The following is a 19,436-nucleotide window of genomic DNA, read 5'->3' as shown; positions in this document are numbered from 1 at the left end:
ACTACTCAATACTTAAAAAACTTGATCAATTCAGCAAAATACTCTAGTTATCTCTTCACAAAACGCTTAGAGAGAAGCAGTAGAGAAGCTATAGATACGACAATGAGTATAGATACAATAGCTAGAGTTTCCCCAGAACCTGCTACCGTATATGTTGTTGTGACTGTTTTTGTTAGTATTGATTGTGAGACTACTGTATATGTTGTATGGATTGTGGTAGTTTCTCTACTGACTACAGTAGATATAACTGTTGCTATATCTCTTGTTGTTAATGTTTTTGTAACACTACCTCTTACTGTAGTTGTAACAGGAGTTGTGACAAGTAATGTGGTTGTAACAGGTATTGCGAATGTTACTGTAGTTGTTACCTTATGTGTAATAGTTTCGGTAATAATCTTCTCTATGCAGGGATCATGCGGTAGATATACATAGAGAGACCATGTATATGGATTAAACTGGTTTCTGTAATCATCAATAGATGCATAGCCATTTTCTACAAGCCATTTATTTACATTAATTAGATGAGTCTCGTTATACCTTAGATAAACAACTGCTACAATCCTATTGTATCTATCCATAACATAGACATTATCTACATCTAGATACGCTCTATACCCATATCTATGAACTATATCTGCTAGAGCCTCTCTAGCTATCTCTCCTTCTGGTGTATCTCGTTCAGGTGCATCTATATCAGCTAACCTAACTCTACCTACAGGAAAAGCATCAAGTGTATCTCCATCAACTATACGATAAATATCGACACATACATCAATCTCTATATCTTGTCCCTCTAGATAAATTGTATAATGGATAGCCATAGATATGAATATAAAGAGAAACACCAACAAGATATATCTAATATCTCTATACCTCTAGCTTCAAAAATATGGTTGAAGATATAAAAATTATTATGTTTATAGCAAACGCTTTAGCTCTTGGTTATAGAGCCAGATTCTCTATATAGATGAAGCAGTTTAAACTGTTTTTACATATTTAAAGAAGTATATATAGAGGTATGTATATAGGATCAATAGATATAGTGTTAAAGAGTTTAACAAATATTTAAAGAACATGTTTATATTGTTGAAGCTATTGTTCAACAGATGGTGGTAATCTATGATCCGTATAGCTGTTGTAGCCACTATGCTTGGAAGCATAGTAGACCACATGATCAAGGCTGTTGAAGAAAAAGCACAAAAGTATGGAGCTAATATTGTTGATGTGTATAGAGTTCCAGGTCTTCTCGAAACACCTCTAGTAGTTAAGAAAGTTCTAGAGAAAAACTATGTAGATGGTGTTATAGTTCTTGGAGCAATATATAAAGAAACATCACTAGAAGAATTCCTTTTTAATCAAGTTGTTAACAAGCTCTTGGATCTATCTCTAGAATATGGAAAACCTATAGGCTTCGGTATCTCTGGCCCTGGTATCTATTGGAGCAATAGACTTGTTGAAGAAGGTGGTAAAGAGATTACAGAACTAACCCTAAGCGCTGTTAAAAAGGTTGTAGATATACTGAGATCTATAGATAATAGATATAGAGATAACGAAAAACACTCTCTAGATATAGCCACACATTGATAAGCATCTACATGATCTAGAGACACATCATTTTTCAATACACATCTCTATATACTCAATCCACAAACCTAGTTCTCCCTATACTCCACATCTCTATAATACTCTATATCTATGCATATCAAGAAACATACTACACATATACCATTAATACAAGAAATGGAGAATACATAAAGATGTTCAGTCTCTACCTAGATAAACATATATGTTCTCAATATCTTTAGCCACATCTATTGATACATATAGGAGATCTCTATATATTGACTACTGATGTTCTGTTATGAGAATAGATATACTGATACATAATCAATAGTTAAGCACTATAGTGATGTTCTTATATCTAAAATAGATCTAGTAGCACTATCATATAGATCTACTAACATCTACTAATATCAGATCTATTAATTTCTGGTTCAGTAGCCATGGATAGATCAATAAGGTTAGATTTTTATGCTTTCTCTCTGATGGATCTATAGGTGCACTATATATGGATATAAGTGCACCTATCTTTGACTCCGAGAAACTAAAGACCTGTAGACTACTTAGTAAAAGAGTTAGAGTTAAGTTCTATAGAATCCATGATACATATAGTCATTGGAATCTTGTTGAGAAAAACATCAATACCAAGGACATCGGCATATATATACACATACCTTTCTGTAGATCTATATGCATGTTTTGTCCATATTTTAAGGATGTGTTGAAGAATGAGCAAGAGCTTGAGAAGTACTTTAACTTTTTGTTGAAAGAGATCAAGATGTATGGTAAACAATTAAAAGAGAATGATCTTAATGTTACAGATATACATGTTGGTGGTGGAACTCCTAGTCTTGTTCCACCGAAACTATATAGAGAACTCATCGATACGTTAGCACAATTCTTTAACATTAAGTGTAGCATAGGTATAGAGGTTAATCCTGAAGATTTTAAGAATCGTGAATATGTAGAGAATCTCTATTCAGCTAATGTTGATGAAGTTAGTATAGGTGTTCAAAGCTTCGACAAAAGGATACTAATGTCTATTGGTAGAAAGCATTCTCCAGAAGATAACATAAAGGCTATTGAGAATAGCCTTAAAGCTGGTTTCAAATGGATTAACATAGACTTGATGATCCTTAACCCTAATATTAAAGACTATATCGAGATTCCTCTAGAAGAGAAGCTAAAGATATTTAGAGAAGATATGGAGAAATGCTATACACTAGGTGTTCATCAAATAACGTTCTATCCAACAATAATACCAAGAAGCTCTCCAGGATATAGGTTAGTAGGATACAATAAACTGAGTCAAGAGCTAGACTCAATTGATCTGTTTATTGATGAAGCTATAGACTTTGCTGAATCAAATAATCTATACTTCATCAGGGTATACTCTATCTCTAGACAACGCTATGAATATGCCACAATGAACTCGCTATGGATAGGACCTTTACTAGGGTTTGGTTCAGGTTCATGGAGTACTTTATCCCTATATCAATACATAAACATACACAATCCACTAAAATATATTAATCTAGTGGAAAGAGATATACCTCCAGCTATATACTCAAGAAACATAAATCCATCAGCAAGGATATGGAGATTATTCTTTGACCAACTAAGTAGTTGCGAAATATCTGATAAAGCATTTAGATTAATATGCTTGAATAAAATACCTCTCAGAATAAAGCTTCTGCTAAAGATTATGGAGATAAATGGTCTGGTTAAGAGAAATGGAGATATCTATAGACTATCTAGACGAGGCATTAAAGAAGTATATAAATCCGTTATGAACTATGTAACTAAACCAGTTAGACTAGCAGAAGCAATTACAGAGATATCTAGGTATGAGGATTACCCAAAGATAGTTGAAATAGTGTAGTTCTTGCGTCCTACTACACAATGTATGTGGATAATGTACTAAGTTACTAGATACTGTATAATTTATTCTCTAGATAGAATCGCGTGGTAAAATACATATATAGTCTCTATACAAACCATATATAGGGAATAAGGATGAGTGACGTACTTAGTAAAGAAGAGAAAATAAAGATACTCAAGGCTATTGAGGAAGATATAGAGTTTAGATACGCTATAGCTGGTGCATTAGGGATACTAGATATCCTCAGAAGACTAGATGCAATAGAAAAAAGACTAGAAGAACTAACAAAAACAATAGAAGAACACAACAAAAGACTAGAAGAACACAGCAAAAGACTAGAAGAACTAACAAAAACAATAGAAGAACACAGCAAAAGACTAGAAGAACTAACAAAAACAATAGAAGAACACAACAAAAGACTAGAAGAACACAGCAAAAGACTAGAAGAACTAACAAAAACAATAGAAGAACACAACAAAAGACTAGAAGAACACAGCAAAAGACTAGAAGAACTAACAAATGTTGTTACTATGCTTGTTAAAAGGACATCTGATCTTGAGCAGACTATTGGTGGTTTAACTGAAGCCTCTATTGCTAGATATGTTTATGAAGATCTTGCTAAAGATCTTTCTCATAAAGGTGAACATATACTCAAGAGAGTTAGGAATGCTAGACTTGATGATGTTGATATAGATCTTCTTATAGAGACAAATAGATCTGTATATGTTGTTGAGGTTAAGGTTAAGCCTAGACATGGAGATATAGGTATCCTCTTAAGTAAAATCGATTTAGTTAAAAAACACTATATAGAGAAAGAAGTTGTAGGTATTCTAGCAGGAGTATGGATAGGTAAGGAAGTAGAGAATTATGCGAAAGAAAAAGGGATAGTAGTCTACATCTACTAGAGCCATTAATAGAAAATCTTCTATATACCACATCTTTTATTATTGACTAAGTACTGCGATATCGTTGAACATGATTAGTTGATTCAGATTTATGTGTATTGTTTATTGTCTTATTTGTGTAGATAGTGAATTTATATATTTGGTGTAGGATTTTTAGGTAGAGGTGTAGTTTATGGAGAGTGGATCTCGAGAGAATATAAGTAGTAGAGAGATTGCTAGAAATGCTTTTATAGCTATTGCTAGCACAATAATGTTTATTGTGCTTTATGTTGTGGTTTCAGCTTTAGTAAAGTTTGTTATCAGTGATCTTCTATTGACTAGACTCAATATCGATATAACTGGTTACGAGATTTATATCCAGCTCCTATTAGCATTAATGTTTGGTTACCTCATAGTTAATAGTGTAGCCTGGTTTTTCTACTGGTCTACAAGACCTAGATACGGTCATTCAACAGCTGTTGCTGTTAGAAATGTTGTTAGAATTATTGGTGTAGGAGCTATGGTTGCAGCTATAGCTGGTGGTGTTGCTGGAGGAGTTGCTGGTGTTGCTCTAGGTGGCTTCTTGGGCATGGTTATTGGATTTGCATCACAACAAGTGCTAGGACAAGCAGTAGCAGGTCTATTTGTACTTATCTCGAGACCCTTTAGGATAGGCGATGAAGTTATTGTAGCTGGTGAAGAAGGTGTTGTAGATGATGTATCAACAATGTTTACAGTAATCAAGAAATCAGATGGATCAAGAGTACTGATACCCAATACCACGATTATCGGTGGAAAGATATATATAAAGCCAAAGAAATAGATACAAACATTACAACATATAACAGTATATAGAGCGCCAAAGAATTCCATACACATCACTACTTTTCCTACATACTTCAGAAACCCTCTAAACCTCTTCTCAGATCTCTCAACAAGTATATGTAACCATGTAATCCATTGTCTCTCTTGAAGCTTTACGAATACATCTACATAAAGTTGACTAGCTCAATTACTACTGATGTTCAATTAACACTACTGATGTACCTACACCATATCTCTGACCTCAGTACACTTTCTACAGATACCATGAATTTTAGAACAATCTAGAGAGCTATAGCGATAACAGCTATAGATATTAGGTTCTCCCATAGTAGTATGAAACCCCGCTATAATCCTTATATATCTCGGTAGGTACTCCATGAGATACTTTAGCCATCTTTAGCTCACCGTTATACGGATTCACATTGTCTACATAGTATGTTCCATAGCTGTACTTCTCGTCTTTAAGCAACTAGTAAAACATTGTTATATTTACTGGCTCTATCAATGATTTATCTGTATAAAGTCTAGGGTATCCATGTTCTGAGTATAGCTCTAGCTTGATGAGCTGAATGTATGTAGTGTTTGGAAATATGTAGTATATTACGTGAAGACCTTTAGCGGTACCTTTACCATCACCTTCATAACCTATCCTCGTGTAACCAATGACACTACTTCTATACTCTATAAGAGAATCCTGTAGTATAGCTATAGTGGTTCCCTCTATTACCATTTTGATACCATCTTTATTGATATCGCCTCCTGAATCCATATAGAGAATAAGTCTTAAAGCATTTGCTACACAACTTAAAGCAAACTCATATCTAGAAATACTGGAGCCTTCAGCAACAACTCTCCATCCAACAGAGTTTCCGCTAGAAATATTGAGAGAACCTTCTGTAATTGTAAGAGAAGCTATAGAAGATGAGAGAAGGTTCATAGATACTAGAATAGATATTAGAATAGGTAACAAAGACAACTTAACTCTATTACCTCGATCACTCATACAGATGCATCTCTACTACAAACACATTATGTTTGTTGATAGAGTTGCATCATCATGTGGAGAAGTATATCTTTTAAACTCCTTTTCCAGAGTTCATCAAGATGCTACTTCTCCTTGCACCTTTTCAAATAAGAGGTATAAAAATCTATGTGAAGAGTATCACCATACATATCTGAACACAAATACATGGCATAAAATCTCTGAATAAGAATATGTATACAGAAGTTTATAGCATCTATAGATATTTTTACTGTATTTATATGAAAGAAATATTTAAATACGCAACCATTCTAAGTCTCTAGAGAGTTATCTAGATGTTAATGAAAAGGTGCTAAACATTATGATCTTTAGCGACAACGAGGATCTCTACTCTCGCTTAACTAAGGTGTTATCACCTAGAATGTATGAGAGACTCATGAAGATTAGAGATCCTACACTACATAAATGGATAGCAGAAGTAATAAGTATAGCTAAACCTTCTTCAGTATATATAGTGACCGGTGATAGAGAGGATATAGAGTATGTAAGGAAAGCTGCTATCGAGAGAGGAGAAGAAATCTCTACTATATACCCTATGCATACAGTGCATTTTGATGGACCTAACGATCTTGCTAGAGATAGAAAAAACACAAAAATCTTGATATCCAACAATAATAGTATTCCTCTTATCACTACATACAGTAGAGAGTTAGGTCTTAGAGAGATTTTCGAGTTAGCTGAAGGCATTATGAGCGGTAAAGAGATGTTCGTATCTTTCTATTGTTTCGGACCTAGAGATTCCGATTTCACTATGTATGCTGTTCAAGTAACTGATTCTGCTTACGTAATCCATTCAGAGAATATTCTCTATAGACCTTGTTATGACGTATTCGTTGAAAAAACACCAGATATTGAATATGTGAAGTTTTTTCATTCATCTGGAGAATTGAATGAGAATAGATGGTCTAAGAATACAGACAAGAGAAGGATATACATAGATCTTGAGGGAGCTACAGTCTATAGCATAAACACTCAATATGCTGGAAATAGTGTTGGTCTCAAGAAACTTATGCTCAGATTCTGTGTATATAAAGGTTATAGAGAAGGATGGCTATGTGAACACATGTTTATCGTTGGGGTTAGAGGAAACAGCGATAGAGTAACATATTTCACAGGCGCTTTTCCTGCGGGATGCGGAAAAACATCAACTGTTTTTGCAGCTGATATAGTTGTTGGAGATGATATAGCTATCATAAAAGCTGTAGATGGTATGGCTAGAGCAGTAAATCCTGAAGTAGGGATGTTCGGTATTGTTGATGGTATCAATCCTGAAGAAGATCCAGAAATATATAGACTACTTACATCACCAGAAACAGAAATTATATTTGCAAACACGCTTCTAACAGATGATGGAGAAGTATGGTGGAGAGGAAAATCAGAACCACCTAAACCAGGCATCAATTATGCTGGTAGATGGCCTCCTGAAAACGATAATGCTCTAAAGATCCCGCCTTCTCATCCAAACGCTAGATTCACTATATCTATCAGATATCTAGATAATCTAGATCCGAAAATAGATGATCCTAATGGTGTTCCTATACATGGAATGATTTTTGGAGGACGAGACTACCACACGTTACCTCCAGTTGTAGAGTCTTTCGATTGGATCCATGGAGTAGTCACTATGGGTGCTATTCTAGAATCAGAAAAAACGACAGCTATACTAGATGGTGTTGGTGAAATGGAGTTCAATCCGTTCGCTATACTAGACTTTCTATCTATATCTATTGGTAAATTCTTAAAACTACACCTAGATTTTGGCGAAAAACTGGTAACTAGACCTAGGATATTTAATGTCAACTACTTCTTAAAAGACGAAGAAGGTAGATTTATAGCTGATAAAAGAGATAAAGCTGTTTGGCTTAGATGGATGGAACTTAGGGTACATAGAGATATTGATGCTATAGAAACACCTATAGGCTATATACCTATCTATGGAGATCTCGCTAAACTATTCAACAAGCATCTAGATAGAGAGTATCCTGAAACAAGATATGAGAAGGAATTCATGTTGAGGATAGAGAAACTAATAGATAGAATAGAAAGAGGGTGGAACATATATACAACTATACCAGATACACCACCGATATTCTTCGAAATTATGAAGAACCAAAAGAGAAAACTAGAAGAAGCAAAACAGAAATACGGAAACAAGATAAACCCATTCAAATTCGACAAATCTTGACACAACAAAATACTACCAGATGCTATATCAATGAAAAACACTTAAGCATTACTACTATAGTAAGAAGTCTATATCTTAATTATTCTATATTCTAGAAAATAAGTCTGTATACTGTTTTCAACGCTATATCGATATTTCCGTTTATTGTTTGAGTAAAAATACTGTTTACGATTAACGTTACTTTACTTTAACTAGCATTGATTTAAGTTCTGTACCGTATCTTTCTCTAAATTTCTTGTGTAGAAGCTGGATAGCATTATCTATAGCTACTTCTGCTTCATTTCTATCTCTATGTGAATACATCACGTATACCTCAAGAACCTGTTTCCCTACCTCATCTCCTTTGGGATGAGTTTTTATGTATAGATTTGAAAACACTTTAAGAACATCTTTAACTATTGGTGCAAATGTTGCTTCAGGCACATCCTCGATTACAAATAACCTCTCTACTATATGTATTGGTGGCCCTATAGCTCTTAATCTAGGTTCAACCCATGAACTCCACATAATCTCCATTTCTTTAGGCACACCTGGTAGAGATACTATTATTGTTTCTCCTACTTCAAGCCAAGAACCAGGAGCTGTACCGATGGGATTGGGTATCGGGATAGCGCCTTCGGGTAGATAGGCCATCTTGATCCTCTCTATTGTTAGCTCTATGCCATGTAAACTGTATCTAGCTTTAATCATTTCTAGTGCTTCTTGATTGATAACTAGTCTCTTGTTTACAGCTTTTGATATAGCTTCAAGTGTTCTATCATCATGTGTTGGCCCAAGACCACCTGTTGATACTATAACTCTTGGCTTCTCCTTCAACACCAATGATATGTATCTAGATATCACATCTACATCATCTATTAACGATAATACACCTACAACACGAAAACCTAGAAGAGTTAATCTTCTGCCAATGAAACTCGCATTAGTGTTTATAACTCTTCCCTGCACAATCTCGTTGCCAAGCGTAAAGATCCATGAATCTAGCTCTATATCCACCACCTCAAAACTATTGATACTGTTATCTACCTCTAACTTATATACTTAAGACTATTAATCAGCATCGGTGTAACTACGTGAAGCTGTATGCCGAATGTATAGCTTGTCAAATCAATATAAGGCTAAAAGATATAGAGAAACTCATATATGATGAAGATAAACGTGTAGAGATGATCAAGAACATTGTGGAGAAAGTTAGCAATAGATTGAAGAACTGTAGAGATAGATACGATAGTCTATGTATACCAACAGTTATAGCAACAGATCTATTCAGATACATAAAGCATACCACAGGACTTTCTGACCCATATAGAGAGCTTAAGAAGAGAGCTAATGAAGAAGCTCTAAAGATCTATAGAGAGATAAAACAGATAATAGAAAGCATACCTAGCCCTATAGATAGACTCCGTATAGCTATAAAGATATCGCTTATAGGAAACACACTAGATACAGGTGTTGCAGGATACACACCACCAGATATTAACGACATTAAGAATCTAGCCAATTCTCTTGAAATATACGGAGATATAGATCCAATAATCAACATCTTTATGAATGCTAATGACGTAGCTATCCTAATGGATAACTCAGGCGAAGCTGTATTCGATAAGATTCTAGCTGATGTACTTAAGTATATGGGTAAGAAAGTAATAGCTGTTGTTAAAGGTGGTGCTTTTCAAAACGATATAACTATAGAAGATACTGTAGATGCTAATCTACATGAGAGTTTCGATAGAGTTATTGATACATGTAGTGATGCCTCAAGCATATTCTTAGACGAAGTAAAGCCAGAAGTTATTGAGATACTTAACAATGTTGATGTTGTTGTAGCTAAAGGTATGGCTAACTATGAATATATAACAGAGATAGAGAACATGTTGAAGAAACCTGTGGTATATATGCTTGTAGCTAAATGTAGACCTATTGCGAGAGACATAGGTGTTCCTCTAGGTAAAGCTGTTGTAAAGATAGGGAATAATTTCTAGAATATCTTCTTGAAGCCTTATATAACTACTAAAGTAGTGTTGGTGAGAGGTTAAGAGAATTGTCTTATGAATGGATCTGGACACCTAGAAGAAGAGAGAGACCTATAGCTACCTACACACTTATAGCCATTAATGTAGCAATATACTTTGCCTCATCAGCTCAAAACTTTTTCTCAAGTGTTACACAAGAATGGGTAGATAGATTCGCTTATGTACCAATAATGCTTCAAAACCCTACACAATGGTATAGAATTCTATCAAGCATGTTTCTCCATGGAGATATATTCCACATATTCTTCAACATGATGTTTCTCTACTGGTTTGGGAAAGAGATAGAGCAACTACTAGGGGTAAAGAAATACCTAGCTCTATACCTAGCTTCAGGTATAGTTGCAACAATTTTTCACACAGGATTCACACCAATCATGGGTACACTAAACCTCATTATACCCGCTCTAGGAGCTTCTGGAGCTATAAGTGGACTTCTAGGTGCCTACCTAATGCTCTATCCTAGAAGAAGACTCAATATATGTTGGTTTCTATTCCTGATACCTCTATGTTTTACTACAACAGCTCTATTCTTTCTATTATTCTGGTTCGCTACACAAGTTATATACGGATATCTACGTTTTGGTGGAATAGCGTTTTTTGCACATGTAGGAGGATTTATAGCTGGAATAGCCTTGATATACCTTCTAAAGAGAAGATCTATAGAAACCTTCTACTATTTCCTTAAACCATATGATCTCTACACAACCAAGGGCCTTGGATCTATAGCTAAAACACTACTATCAATACTCCTTATAGCTGTTCTCATAGGCTCTACATACTCTACCGCAAATGCGACAAGATCAGCAAATGTCTACATAATTGATGTAAATGTGTGTAACCAAGACATATGCTTTAGAGATCAAGCAGCATATACACCATTAGGAGATGAAGCTATATCTCCATCAATAGATCTACCCAGGATAGCATTCAACAGACTGCTATGGTCAGGAGTAATAAAGAACGATATAGCTCCACCATCAACGCTTGTCCCCATAGACTTTAGAGGTAATGTTGTTGCACGTGATTACGGTATAAGGATCTTCATGCAAATAGTTGGTAGAGGTGTATATGATGAAAGAGGTGTGCTTATCAATTTTACCGGCAGTATTGTAACTGATGTAATAAATGTAAATATATGGGGTATAGCTAGCCGTGGTAACCGTATATATATCGATAGAGTTGATCTTAAATCACAAGATGTTGCAAAAAACGTAGGCGAATTCATTGTTAGACCCTTTGCCTTGGTATCTTCATTTATAACGCTATCCTCAATATTTGTTGTAGTTTTCAAGGATAGAGATATAACCGAAGAAGAGTTCCTGGGACCCCCTATCTATACACCATGGATCTAGAAACAGAAGACTGAACCATAGATAGAAGATGCTTTTGTATAGAGTATCGCTATGAATACCTAATCACTATGTAGAGTCCTATCAAAACCTTGGTTAAGGCAATCAGATACACAAATTCTATAGGTTCTCTAAGAATAGTTGAGGCAAGTATTGTTGCTACTACTGGTTCTGTTAAAGCTATAGATGCTACAGTAGAGCTTCTATAAAACTTCAAAAGATAGTTCATAACTGTGTGTCCACCTATTGTAGGTATTATTGCTAACATCAAGAACCACATCCATGAAGATGGAATATAGCTCAACACATTCTCTTCCACAAATATAGAATACAGAAGTACTACTGATGCACCTATCCCATATACAGATGCTGTATAGAGCTCTAGATCCATCGATCTCCTCAACACTCTACCTATATGGAAGTATAGTGCAGCAAATATTGATGCTGAAAAACTCTGAACCACTCCCACAATATCTATGGTAGCTGATGTAAATGCATCTCGAAAGAGCATCAGTATACCTAAGAAACCTATGATAGAACCTAAAAGAGTCGGTAAATGACTTATGCTCTTTTCATAGACTGTATAGGCTATAGAGAGATGAAGAGGATATGCAACAACTATTGTAACACTCACAGCTATAGGCAATCTGAAGAGAGACTCCATCCACAGAATTAAGTGTAGAGCGAGTGAAGAGCTTGAAACAAGAAGAAGAACAACCTCTCTTCCACACAACCTCTTTCTACCTCTTCTCCATAGACCATAGATTATGCCCAGAACTATAGATGATATAGAGAGTCTCCAAAAAGCACAAGCAACACCACTAGCATTTGATAATTTCACAAGTATAGATGCTGAACCTATGCTAAGTATAGAGATTATGTAGAGCAACACATGGCAAAAAGGTATCTCTACACCATCTCTCGATACCATTAGCTAATAAACCTCTACACCATCTAAGAGGTAAAACAAGTAATGGTAGAGGTAATTGAGCTATATAAATCTAGCAATAGATCTACCAACAGTAGCAATACTATCGGTACAGATATTCGCTATAATGGATCCTCTAGCAGCTGTTCCAGCACTAGTTGAAGCTCTATCTGGTTTTGGTGATAAAGAGGCTAGAACTTATATTAATAGAGCTTCGATAGTGATATTCGCTCTACTAACAATATTTTCAACAATTGGTGGAGCTGTACTACATATACTGGGACTCGATATCTCTTACCTCAAAATTGCTGCAGGAGTGCTCCTTATGGCTATATCTATAGATACATTGATAACAGGACACAAGCCATCCAGAATAAGTGTTGGTGAATACATTATTGTACCTATAGCTACTCCATTGATAGTTGGTCCAGGCACTATGACACTACTTATAGCTTCGTCTAAAGTTTATGGAATAGTCAACACATTACTAGCTTCATATATAGCCTTCTTAGCTACATACATAATACTCTTGGTATCAAACAAGATTGTAAAGCTTCTTGGTAACACATTTATACATGGTTTAGGGAGATTTATGTCGATAATCATAGCGTCTTTTGCTGTAGAAATGTTTGTATCAGGTCTAAGAAACATAGTCTCTACACTACTTAGTAGCTGATGCACTATGATGTGTAGCGATAGTGTTCAAGAATTCATAGAGAGATACAATATCTCTGCTACTCTATACAGATTTAGCGATACTGTTGAATCTGTTGAAAAAGCATCACATATGTGTGGTGCAGATCCATCGAGTATCATAAAAACACTAGTTCTGATAGCTGATTCTCTACCTGTGATAGCTATAGTTCCAGGTAACAAGAAGCTTAGCTACAGAAAACTAGCAAATGTAGTAAAAGCTAGATCCCTGAGAATGGCTAAACCTCATGAAGTAAAGATGTATACAGGTTTTGATGTAGGTGGAGTTTCTCCTCTAACTGAGTGTATAAAGAGCTATATGATTGTTGTTGATCAAGATGTTGCTGGAAAAGAGTATGTATGGTGTGGTGGAGGAGATTTATATTCTTTAGCTCTAGTAAAGGTTAGAGATATATTAGCTATACTTAATCCAGTAATAGCCGATATATCAGATCCACCTAATAACTAAATCTATTCAAGTCTCTGCAAGATATCGATAAACTGATTATAGTGATACATAGCTATTGATACTGTGTTCTAGATAGAAACCTCTGGTTAATAGAGTAAAAAGCTGTATCTCTCTATAAGCTTCTCTTTATCCACAATATTTATATAGTCGAATATCGTGCCACTACTCTCTCTAAGTCTAAGAACATCGACTAACTCTCTATACCTTCCACCAACAATTCCGCTAGCGATTATAGCTGCTCCTTCAGCTGCTTCTTTAGCTATCCTACCTCTACTCTCTAGTTTAACTATCATAGGACTCTCTCTAAACTTCTTGAACAGATTCTCCTCTAGATATCTAGATAAATCCTCCATAAACTTCTTCACTCTAGTGAAGCGTCCGCTAAAGTATATAGAGTCTGGTTCTGTTGAAACCATTAGCACAGAGATGTCTTTCGCTATAGATTCAAGCATAAGTCTATATCCCTCATCTTCCATCTCAATAAACATCTCTATAGGTGTTCTAAATGGATCTATATTCGATAGATATGCTGCACCACCTCTAAACAAAACCTCTTTAGATACCTCTGCAACATTTGCTACAGCATAGAATATCTCGCCATCGATAAAGCCTCCCCCAAGATAGCTTGGAAAACCAGATGTTCCAGCTAAAGCATCAACTATTTCACCACACTTTACAGCTATAGCTGATGTATATGCGAAACCTACTTCAACAGTAATCAGGTTTACTGAGCTATAGCTTATGTTTTTTGCTTCTGCATGTCTCGCTATAGCTAGTGCTACAGAGTATATCTTGTCTGATGTACCCATATCTATCCTATTGATTTTTCTATACCTAGGGACTGTGGGTAGATGTATAACACCTGGGGTAAAGTAGGTCTTTTCATTCAGCTGTTTATCTTCTTTCAACATCTTCATTAACTTCCTTAAACCAAGTATCCTCAGCCCTCTCTTAACATCGTTTTCAGTTACAAAAGTAGCCATAGCTATCTCTTCATCAGTAGCATCTCTAGCTAATTTAAGAGGCATACCATAACCACTTGAAGCAACAATAGCATCAATTCGATAAACATTATCTATCTGTTTAAGCCTCTTGACAACTATCGATGGGTCTCTAACCATCTCATCTCTAGGTATAGACTCGTCGACAAGAATCTCTCCAGACTCGTCATCAAAACCAAATATATCGTAGCTCTTGGTACCCGAATCTGTTCCAATAACTCTAACCACAACTCTCTACCTCTAACCCTCTGTTTCTACCATGTGTAACAAACACAACCCCACCACCATTGCCTCTCAACAATTGTTCAAGTTCTTCTACAGCTCTTTTTGCAGATTCTTCACTATCTGTTATACCGTAGAATGTTGGACCCCATGAAGATTGACAAGCAGCATATGTGTATCTAGTCATTATCTCGATACCTCTCTCTACAAGAGGATCACAATACACCCCTCCTTGATACTTCATCCATATATAACCAAGCCTTCTATTGAATTCCGTCAAACCTTCGCCAAAACTCTTGAGATCCTTTTCAATAAAACTAGGTATAATCTTCATGAGGACAAGTCTCGATAGATATGAAGCTTCTTCATCACTAGCTCTAACCTCCTCTAGAATCTTAGGCTCACTACTAACTCTAAGCTTATTCAGTTTTCTCCAAGGCCTCTCTGGAACAGCTACCACAAAGAACCAATCATCAGGAATATCTCCACGAAATATCAGCGGCGGGATACTTCTATCCCTAAGTTCTTTCCTAAACCCACCCTCAACTATAAATCCACCATATCTACAAGCATATAGACCTAGAGCTGTTACAAGACCTCTCTTAATAGTTAGAGCTATTTCTTCAAGAGATTTCCTAAGATTGTATAACTCTGAGATACCTAAACCTATGGATAGCCCAAGCGTGGTTATGTACCCTAGACCAGCATTCTCATAAAACCTTTCCCTAACTCTAACAACTACACCACCAGTTTCAAAACTCTTTACCAGAGATTCTGCAAACCTTTTTGCATATGGATCATCAGCTTGAATATCTCTACTCTTCTCAACCTCAACAACAATGAATGGGTAATCAATAGTGAATCCAACTGTTCCGAAAAGTCTTCCAAAACCTCCATGAAGATCCATATTTCCTGCATGAAGATGAGCTGGAGCCTTGATTCTTAAGCATTCCAATGCTATTCACCTAGAAGCATATTGTTATCAATCCTAAAAAGCTTAACAATTAAAGAAGCATAGCAATAATATCCAGCACACAGGATTCAAGATATTTCTAAATCGATAAGCTGTAGCTTAAAGCCTCTATAGTTGATAGATATTCTCTCAATCATCTCTATCTATACACATGTATCTACAGAATATATATAGATTTTTGTGATTTTTGTATCTTTATCTCGATAACAATATAGCTAAAGCATTCATGGTGATTATTTTGAGCTGTAATGTATCTGGATGTATTACTAAATACGATTTATCTATTTATATCACAATAATTGTCGCTATAACTATAGGTTTTTCAGCTCTTTCGAGAATCACTCAATACATTAACACAATGAATAAACCATACATATTAACTACAACTATCCTAATGTTTATAGCTATAGCTCTAGCACATGAATATATACACTATTTTGTAGCTAGATACATTCTTGGAAAAGATGCTAAGATACGTTTATCCATAGGTTTAGGTGGATTAGTTATAGAGTATAAGGAGATTCTATGGAGCGAGTACATCTATATAGCATTAGCTCCACAGATGCTTATAACACTTCCTCTAGCAATAACATATACATTGACTAGAGATCCATTCATCTATATACAGCTAGTGCTACATATATCTGCATCAGCAGTAGATCTACTGAATATAGTAAGAGCTTTAACAATCTTCAGGAACTGTAGATTCATACTATGCAGAGAAAATAAAAAGATTGTAGGATACATGGTTATGAAACCCAACGGCAGATGCACAATATACAGAATATAAGATAACGCAAGACTAGAACCATATACATGAAACCACATGAAATAGATACAGGCTTAAGTATACAGAATATATCCTATATAGTGCTCAACTCTAGAACAATCCATCAAATTACTCACAACACCACTAACTATCATACACATTCAATACTAAATCATTCTCTAACACTATAAAAGAAGCTATTCACCTAAACATAATCACATTAAAACAAATCTCTATTCAAGACTATCTATATGCTTTTCCTATCTTAATCAATACCACAGAAACTAATAACAATACAACAAAAGCTATAACTAATGCAGGCTCTGGAACTGGAATAGGTACAACAGTTTCCGTAGTAGTGACATACGCATTAATAATAACACCATCAAGAGAAACAACAAGACTATTACTACATATACTATCTACACAAAATTGAGTATCGTTATCAATATTCCCAGAACCTTCGGTATTTATTTTTCGCGCTTCTAGAGATAGTTTTCTTGAACCATTAACTGAGTATTTAACCTCAATCTCAACACCATAAACATTAGCGCCATAACTTCTAACTACACCAATACCACTAATATTCAAATCATTATGAATCAGATTAACATTAGCTACAGGAAAACCATTAACTGATAATATTGTTGTAATTTTGATATCATCTAGAGTTATTGTTATGTTTGTATTTTTGGTTGTTTTTATCTCTATGAATGCATATATGCCTGAAGTATTCACATATATTCGAACATAATGTATATCTACTGCTCCCCCTTCATCATCTTTCCACATTATCTGGCATTCTCTTGGATAAGAAGTTGAGTTACAGCACAACCATACTGCATAGTTTGTTATAGGGATTGAGCATACACCTCTTCCTGCTGGACTTATCCATCCAAATATATTCCCCCATTCATTATCTTCTCCATCGAGAACTATACTTAGTTTTCCTGATACTGATTGTGTATTAATGTAGATAGTAGTTATGGTAATAGCTATCAGTAGAAGTAGTAAGGATACAGCTATTGATTTTATCCAAATAGTTTTTCCCTCTATAACCATTTTAAACAACTCTATATAACTATAGGTGAAGTAGTTAATAAATTTCTCTTACATAACTTAGTTAAAACTTGTGAGATAAGTAGTATAATAGATATACATAGAGTAGCATATATAGTATTGTTAATACATTTTGTATAAGGATTGTCAATACTGTATTACCAATGGGTATAGAGATCTATAGAGCGATATTTATAGAGAGACTCTATCGCTTATGGTTATCGATAGATACATCCTGTAGCAGATCCTGTGATACTTCATTATCTTTTGATGTTCTTAGTCATTTCTTTTCTTATTTTCTCGAGTTGCCTAGTGATTCTTATCTCGAACCTCTTTATATATAGTGATAGAACTGCTACTACAGATGATATAAGACCTGTTGCTGTAAGTATTACTGCTATAACTCCTTTAACATAATGTTTTATGCCTGTAAAGAAGTAGTGATATGCTGTATATCCTCCTAAAACAAGTCCTGGTATAAGCATTAGAATTCCTATTGATGATATGAATAAAGTTGGATTATATCTCCACATAAGTCTAACAATATCTTTTGCTATCTTGAGTCCGTGAAGAACATTTAATTTCTTTGCTTTTGGATCTACTCTAGATCTATACTCTATAGGTATTTCACATATATTTCCAAAACTAGCGAAATGACTAACTATCTCAGATTCTAGGCTAAATCCATCCATCTCAAAATCAATAGTGCTTAACTCATCTACTCTAGCCATATACATACCGCTTAATACATCCCTTAAATTAGTACCAAAGAGTATATTAAAGAATTTTGTAAGAACCTTGTTCCCAAACCTGAAAACAGGTTTTTGAGATCCATGACCATAGATTCTAGCACCTATAACTAGATCACATCCATTACTCTCTAAAGCCTCAACCATAGCAGATATGTATTTCGCTGGATACGTCCCATCACCATCTATAACAACTACATATGGAGTTGAAACATATCTCAATCCAGTTCTAACAGCATCAGCTTTACCTCTACCTTCTTGAGGTACAACAAGAACTTGACGTGATCTAGCTATCTCTACAGTTCTATCGCTACTTCCCCCATCAACAACAACTATATTGACTCTAGAGATACCTATAGAAACTATCTCATCTATCACCATACCTATAGCTTTTTCTTCATTAAGTACAGGTATGATTACTGAAACCATAGATAGATCTACAGCACTTCTATATATACTCTTTAAAGAAACTATCTCTGCTTGATTTTCAACACATATACTTTGCATCACCAATTCCACACCCTATATACATAAACTTCTTCAGCACATGATTCCAATAAATTCTACTGAATACACATAGATACCCCCAAGGATATGTTTATCGATAGAGATAATCATATATCCATCTATAGGTATACTGGATAGAGCTAGATATTTAGAGCTACTACCACTAAAAACATTAACTACTGTATTGGTAAATTCCATACACTGCTAAGCCCTTCTACTGCTCTCCTCACTACTGCAATTCCCCATTTAAAAACTTTACTATAGTATTTAAATATACTGGCTAGAGATGCGTATTAAGTAGTATCG

General features: G+C 35.1%; 19 protein-coding genes. 10 read left to right on the top strand and 9 right to left on the bottom strand.

Annotated features, from left to right (window positions below):
• Positions 1-47: 47 nt before the first annotated feature.
• Positions 48-845 carry a thermonuclease family protein gene (locus QXK50_03095; protein ID MEM2008149.1) on the bottom strand — a complete coding sequence of 266 codons (798 nt, stop codon included), beginning with the start codon at positions 843-845 and terminating at the stop codon, positions 48-50.
• Between the two features lie 274 nt (positions 846-1,119).
• Between QXK50_03095 and QXK50_03090 the strand changes: the two genes are divergently transcribed.
• From QXK50_03090 to QXK50_03075, 4 genes are all read left to right on the top strand, one after another.
• Positions 1,120-1,584 (top strand): 6,7-dimethyl-8-ribityllumazine synthase, encoded by a 465-nt coding sequence (locus QXK50_03090; protein ID MEM2008148.1) that lies wholly within the window; start codon positions 1,120-1,122, stop codon positions 1,582-1,584.
• A gap of 484 nt (positions 1,585-2,068) precedes the next feature.
• Positions 2,069-3,442: a radical SAM protein gene (locus QXK50_03085; GenBank protein ID MEM2008147.1), complete on the top strand. Its 1,374-nt coding sequence runs from the start codon at positions 2,069-2,071 to the stop codon at positions 3,440-3,442.
• Between the two features lie 134 nt (positions 3,443-3,576).
• Complete coding sequence (locus QXK50_03080) at positions 3,577-4,347, top strand: hypothetical protein (GenBank protein ID MEM2008146.1); 771 nt, start codon at positions 3,577-3,579, stop codon at positions 4,345-4,347.
• 172 nt (positions 4,348-4,519) lie between these two features.
• The gene (locus QXK50_03075; protein MEM2008145.1) at positions 4,520-5,149 is read left to right on the top strand and encodes a mechanosensitive ion channel; all 630 of its coding nucleotides are present in this window, start codon (positions 4,520-4,522) and stop codon (positions 5,147-5,149) included.
• A 315-nt stretch (positions 5,150-5,464) separates the two neighbouring features.
• Here the strand turns inward: QXK50_03075 and QXK50_03070 are convergent, their stop codons facing one another.
• Both QXK50_03070 and QXK50_03065 read right to left on the bottom strand, forming a co-directional pair.
• On the bottom strand, positions 5,465-5,620 hold the full coding sequence (locus QXK50_03070) for a hypothetical protein (GenBank protein MEM2008144.1): 156 nt from the start codon (positions 5,618-5,620) through the stop codon (positions 5,465-5,467).
• A complete protein-coding gene (locus QXK50_03065) occupies positions 5,621-6,154 on the bottom strand; it encodes a hypothetical protein (GenBank protein MEM2008143.1) in 534 nt (177 codons plus the stop codon). It lies immediately after the preceding gene.
• A gap of 340 nt (positions 6,155-6,494) precedes the next feature.
• On the opposite strand from QXK50_03065, the gene QXK50_03060 reads away from it, so the two are divergent.
• Complete coding sequence (locus tag QXK50_03060; GenBank protein MEM2008142.1) at positions 6,495-8,378, top strand: phosphoenolpyruvate carboxykinase (GTP); 1,884 nt, start codon at positions 6,495-6,497, stop codon at positions 8,376-8,378.
• A gap of 177 nt (positions 8,379-8,555) precedes the next feature.
• Here the strand turns inward: QXK50_03060 and QXK50_03055 are convergent, their stop codons facing one another.
• Complete coding sequence (locus QXK50_03055) at positions 8,556-9,374, bottom strand: nicotinamide mononucleotide deamidase-related protein (protein ID MEM2008141.1); 819 nt, start codon at positions 9,372-9,374, stop codon at positions 8,556-8,558.
• Positions 9,375-9,451: 77 nt separating this feature from the next.
• Here QXK50_03055 and QXK50_03050 point away from each other — a divergent pair, with 77 nt between their 5' ends.
• Positions 9,452-10,360, top strand: coding sequence for an ARMT1-like domain-containing protein (locus QXK50_03050; GenBank protein ID MEM2008140.1), 909 nt, complete (start codon positions 9,452-9,454; stop codon positions 10,358-10,360).
• Between the two features lie 59 nt (positions 10,361-10,419).
• On the top strand, positions 10,420-11,763 hold the full coding sequence (locus QXK50_03045; protein MEM2008139.1) for a rhomboid family intramembrane serine protease: 1,344 nt from the start codon (positions 10,420-10,422) through the stop codon (positions 11,761-11,763).
• A 49-nt stretch (positions 11,764-11,812) separates the two neighbouring features.
• Here QXK50_03045 and QXK50_03040 read toward each other — a convergent pair whose 3' ends face one another.
• Positions 11,813-12,691: a DMT family transporter gene (locus tag QXK50_03040; GenBank protein ID MEM2008138.1), complete on the bottom strand. Its 879-nt coding sequence runs from the start codon at positions 12,689-12,691 to the stop codon at positions 11,813-11,815.
• A gap of 55 nt (positions 12,692-12,746) precedes the next feature.
• Here QXK50_03040 and QXK50_03035 point away from each other — a divergent pair, with 55 nt between their 5' ends.
• Both QXK50_03035 and QXK50_03030 read left to right on the top strand, forming a co-directional pair.
• Entirely contained in the window at positions 12,747-13,364 is a 618-nt protein-coding gene (locus QXK50_03035) for a MarC family protein (GenBank protein MEM2008137.1), read from the top strand.
• Between the two features lie 6 nt (positions 13,365-13,370).
• Positions 13,371-13,850 carry a YbaK/EbsC family protein gene (locus QXK50_03030; GenBank protein ID MEM2008136.1) on the top strand — a complete coding sequence of 160 codons (480 nt, stop codon included), beginning with the start codon at positions 13,371-13,373 and terminating at the stop codon, positions 13,848-13,850.
• Positions 13,851-13,936: 86 nt separating this feature from the next.
• Here QXK50_03030 and QXK50_03025 read toward each other — a convergent pair whose 3' ends face one another.
• Together QXK50_03025 and QXK50_03020 are read right to left on the bottom strand one after the other, a co-directional pair.
• A complete protein-coding gene (locus QXK50_03025) occupies positions 13,937-15,079 on the bottom strand; it encodes a DUF1464 family protein (protein ID MEM2008135.1) in 1,143 nt (380 codons plus the stop codon).
• The gene (locus tag QXK50_03020) at positions 15,072-16,028 is read right to left on the bottom strand and encodes a GHMP kinase (protein ID MEM2008134.1); all 957 of its coding nucleotides are present in this window, start codon (positions 16,026-16,028) and stop codon (positions 15,072-15,074) included. The genes QXK50_03025 and QXK50_03020 overlap by 8 nt, the downstream gene beginning before the upstream one ends.
• 256 nt (positions 16,029-16,284) lie before the next feature.
• Between QXK50_03020 and QXK50_03015 the strand changes: the two genes are divergently transcribed.
• On the top strand, positions 16,285-16,836 hold the full coding sequence (locus QXK50_03015) for a metalloprotease family protein (GenBank protein MEM2008133.1): 552 nt from the start codon (positions 16,285-16,287) through the stop codon (positions 16,834-16,836).
• Between the two features lie 222 nt (positions 16,837-17,058).
• On the opposite strand, the gene QXK50_03010 is transcribed toward QXK50_03015, so the two are convergent.
• Positions 17,059-17,877 carry a hypothetical protein gene (locus QXK50_03010; protein MEM2008132.1) on the bottom strand — a complete coding sequence of 273 codons (819 nt, stop codon included), beginning with the start codon at positions 17,875-17,877 and terminating at the stop codon, positions 17,059-17,061.
• 257 nt (positions 17,878-18,134) lie between these two features.
• Entirely contained in the window at positions 18,135-19,130 is a 996-nt protein-coding gene (locus QXK50_03005) for a glycosyltransferase (protein MEM2008131.1), read from the bottom strand.
• Positions 19,131-19,436: the final 306 nt, after the last annotated feature.

This window comes from Ignisphaera sp. (assembly GCA_038831005.1).
In the GTDB taxonomy this organism is placed as follows: domain Archaea; phylum Thermoproteota; class Thermoprotei_A; order Sulfolobales; family Ignisphaeraceae; genus Ignisphaera.
The sequence above is the reverse complement of the archived record's forward strand: the minus strand, read 5'-3'. Positions and strand labels throughout refer to the sequence as shown.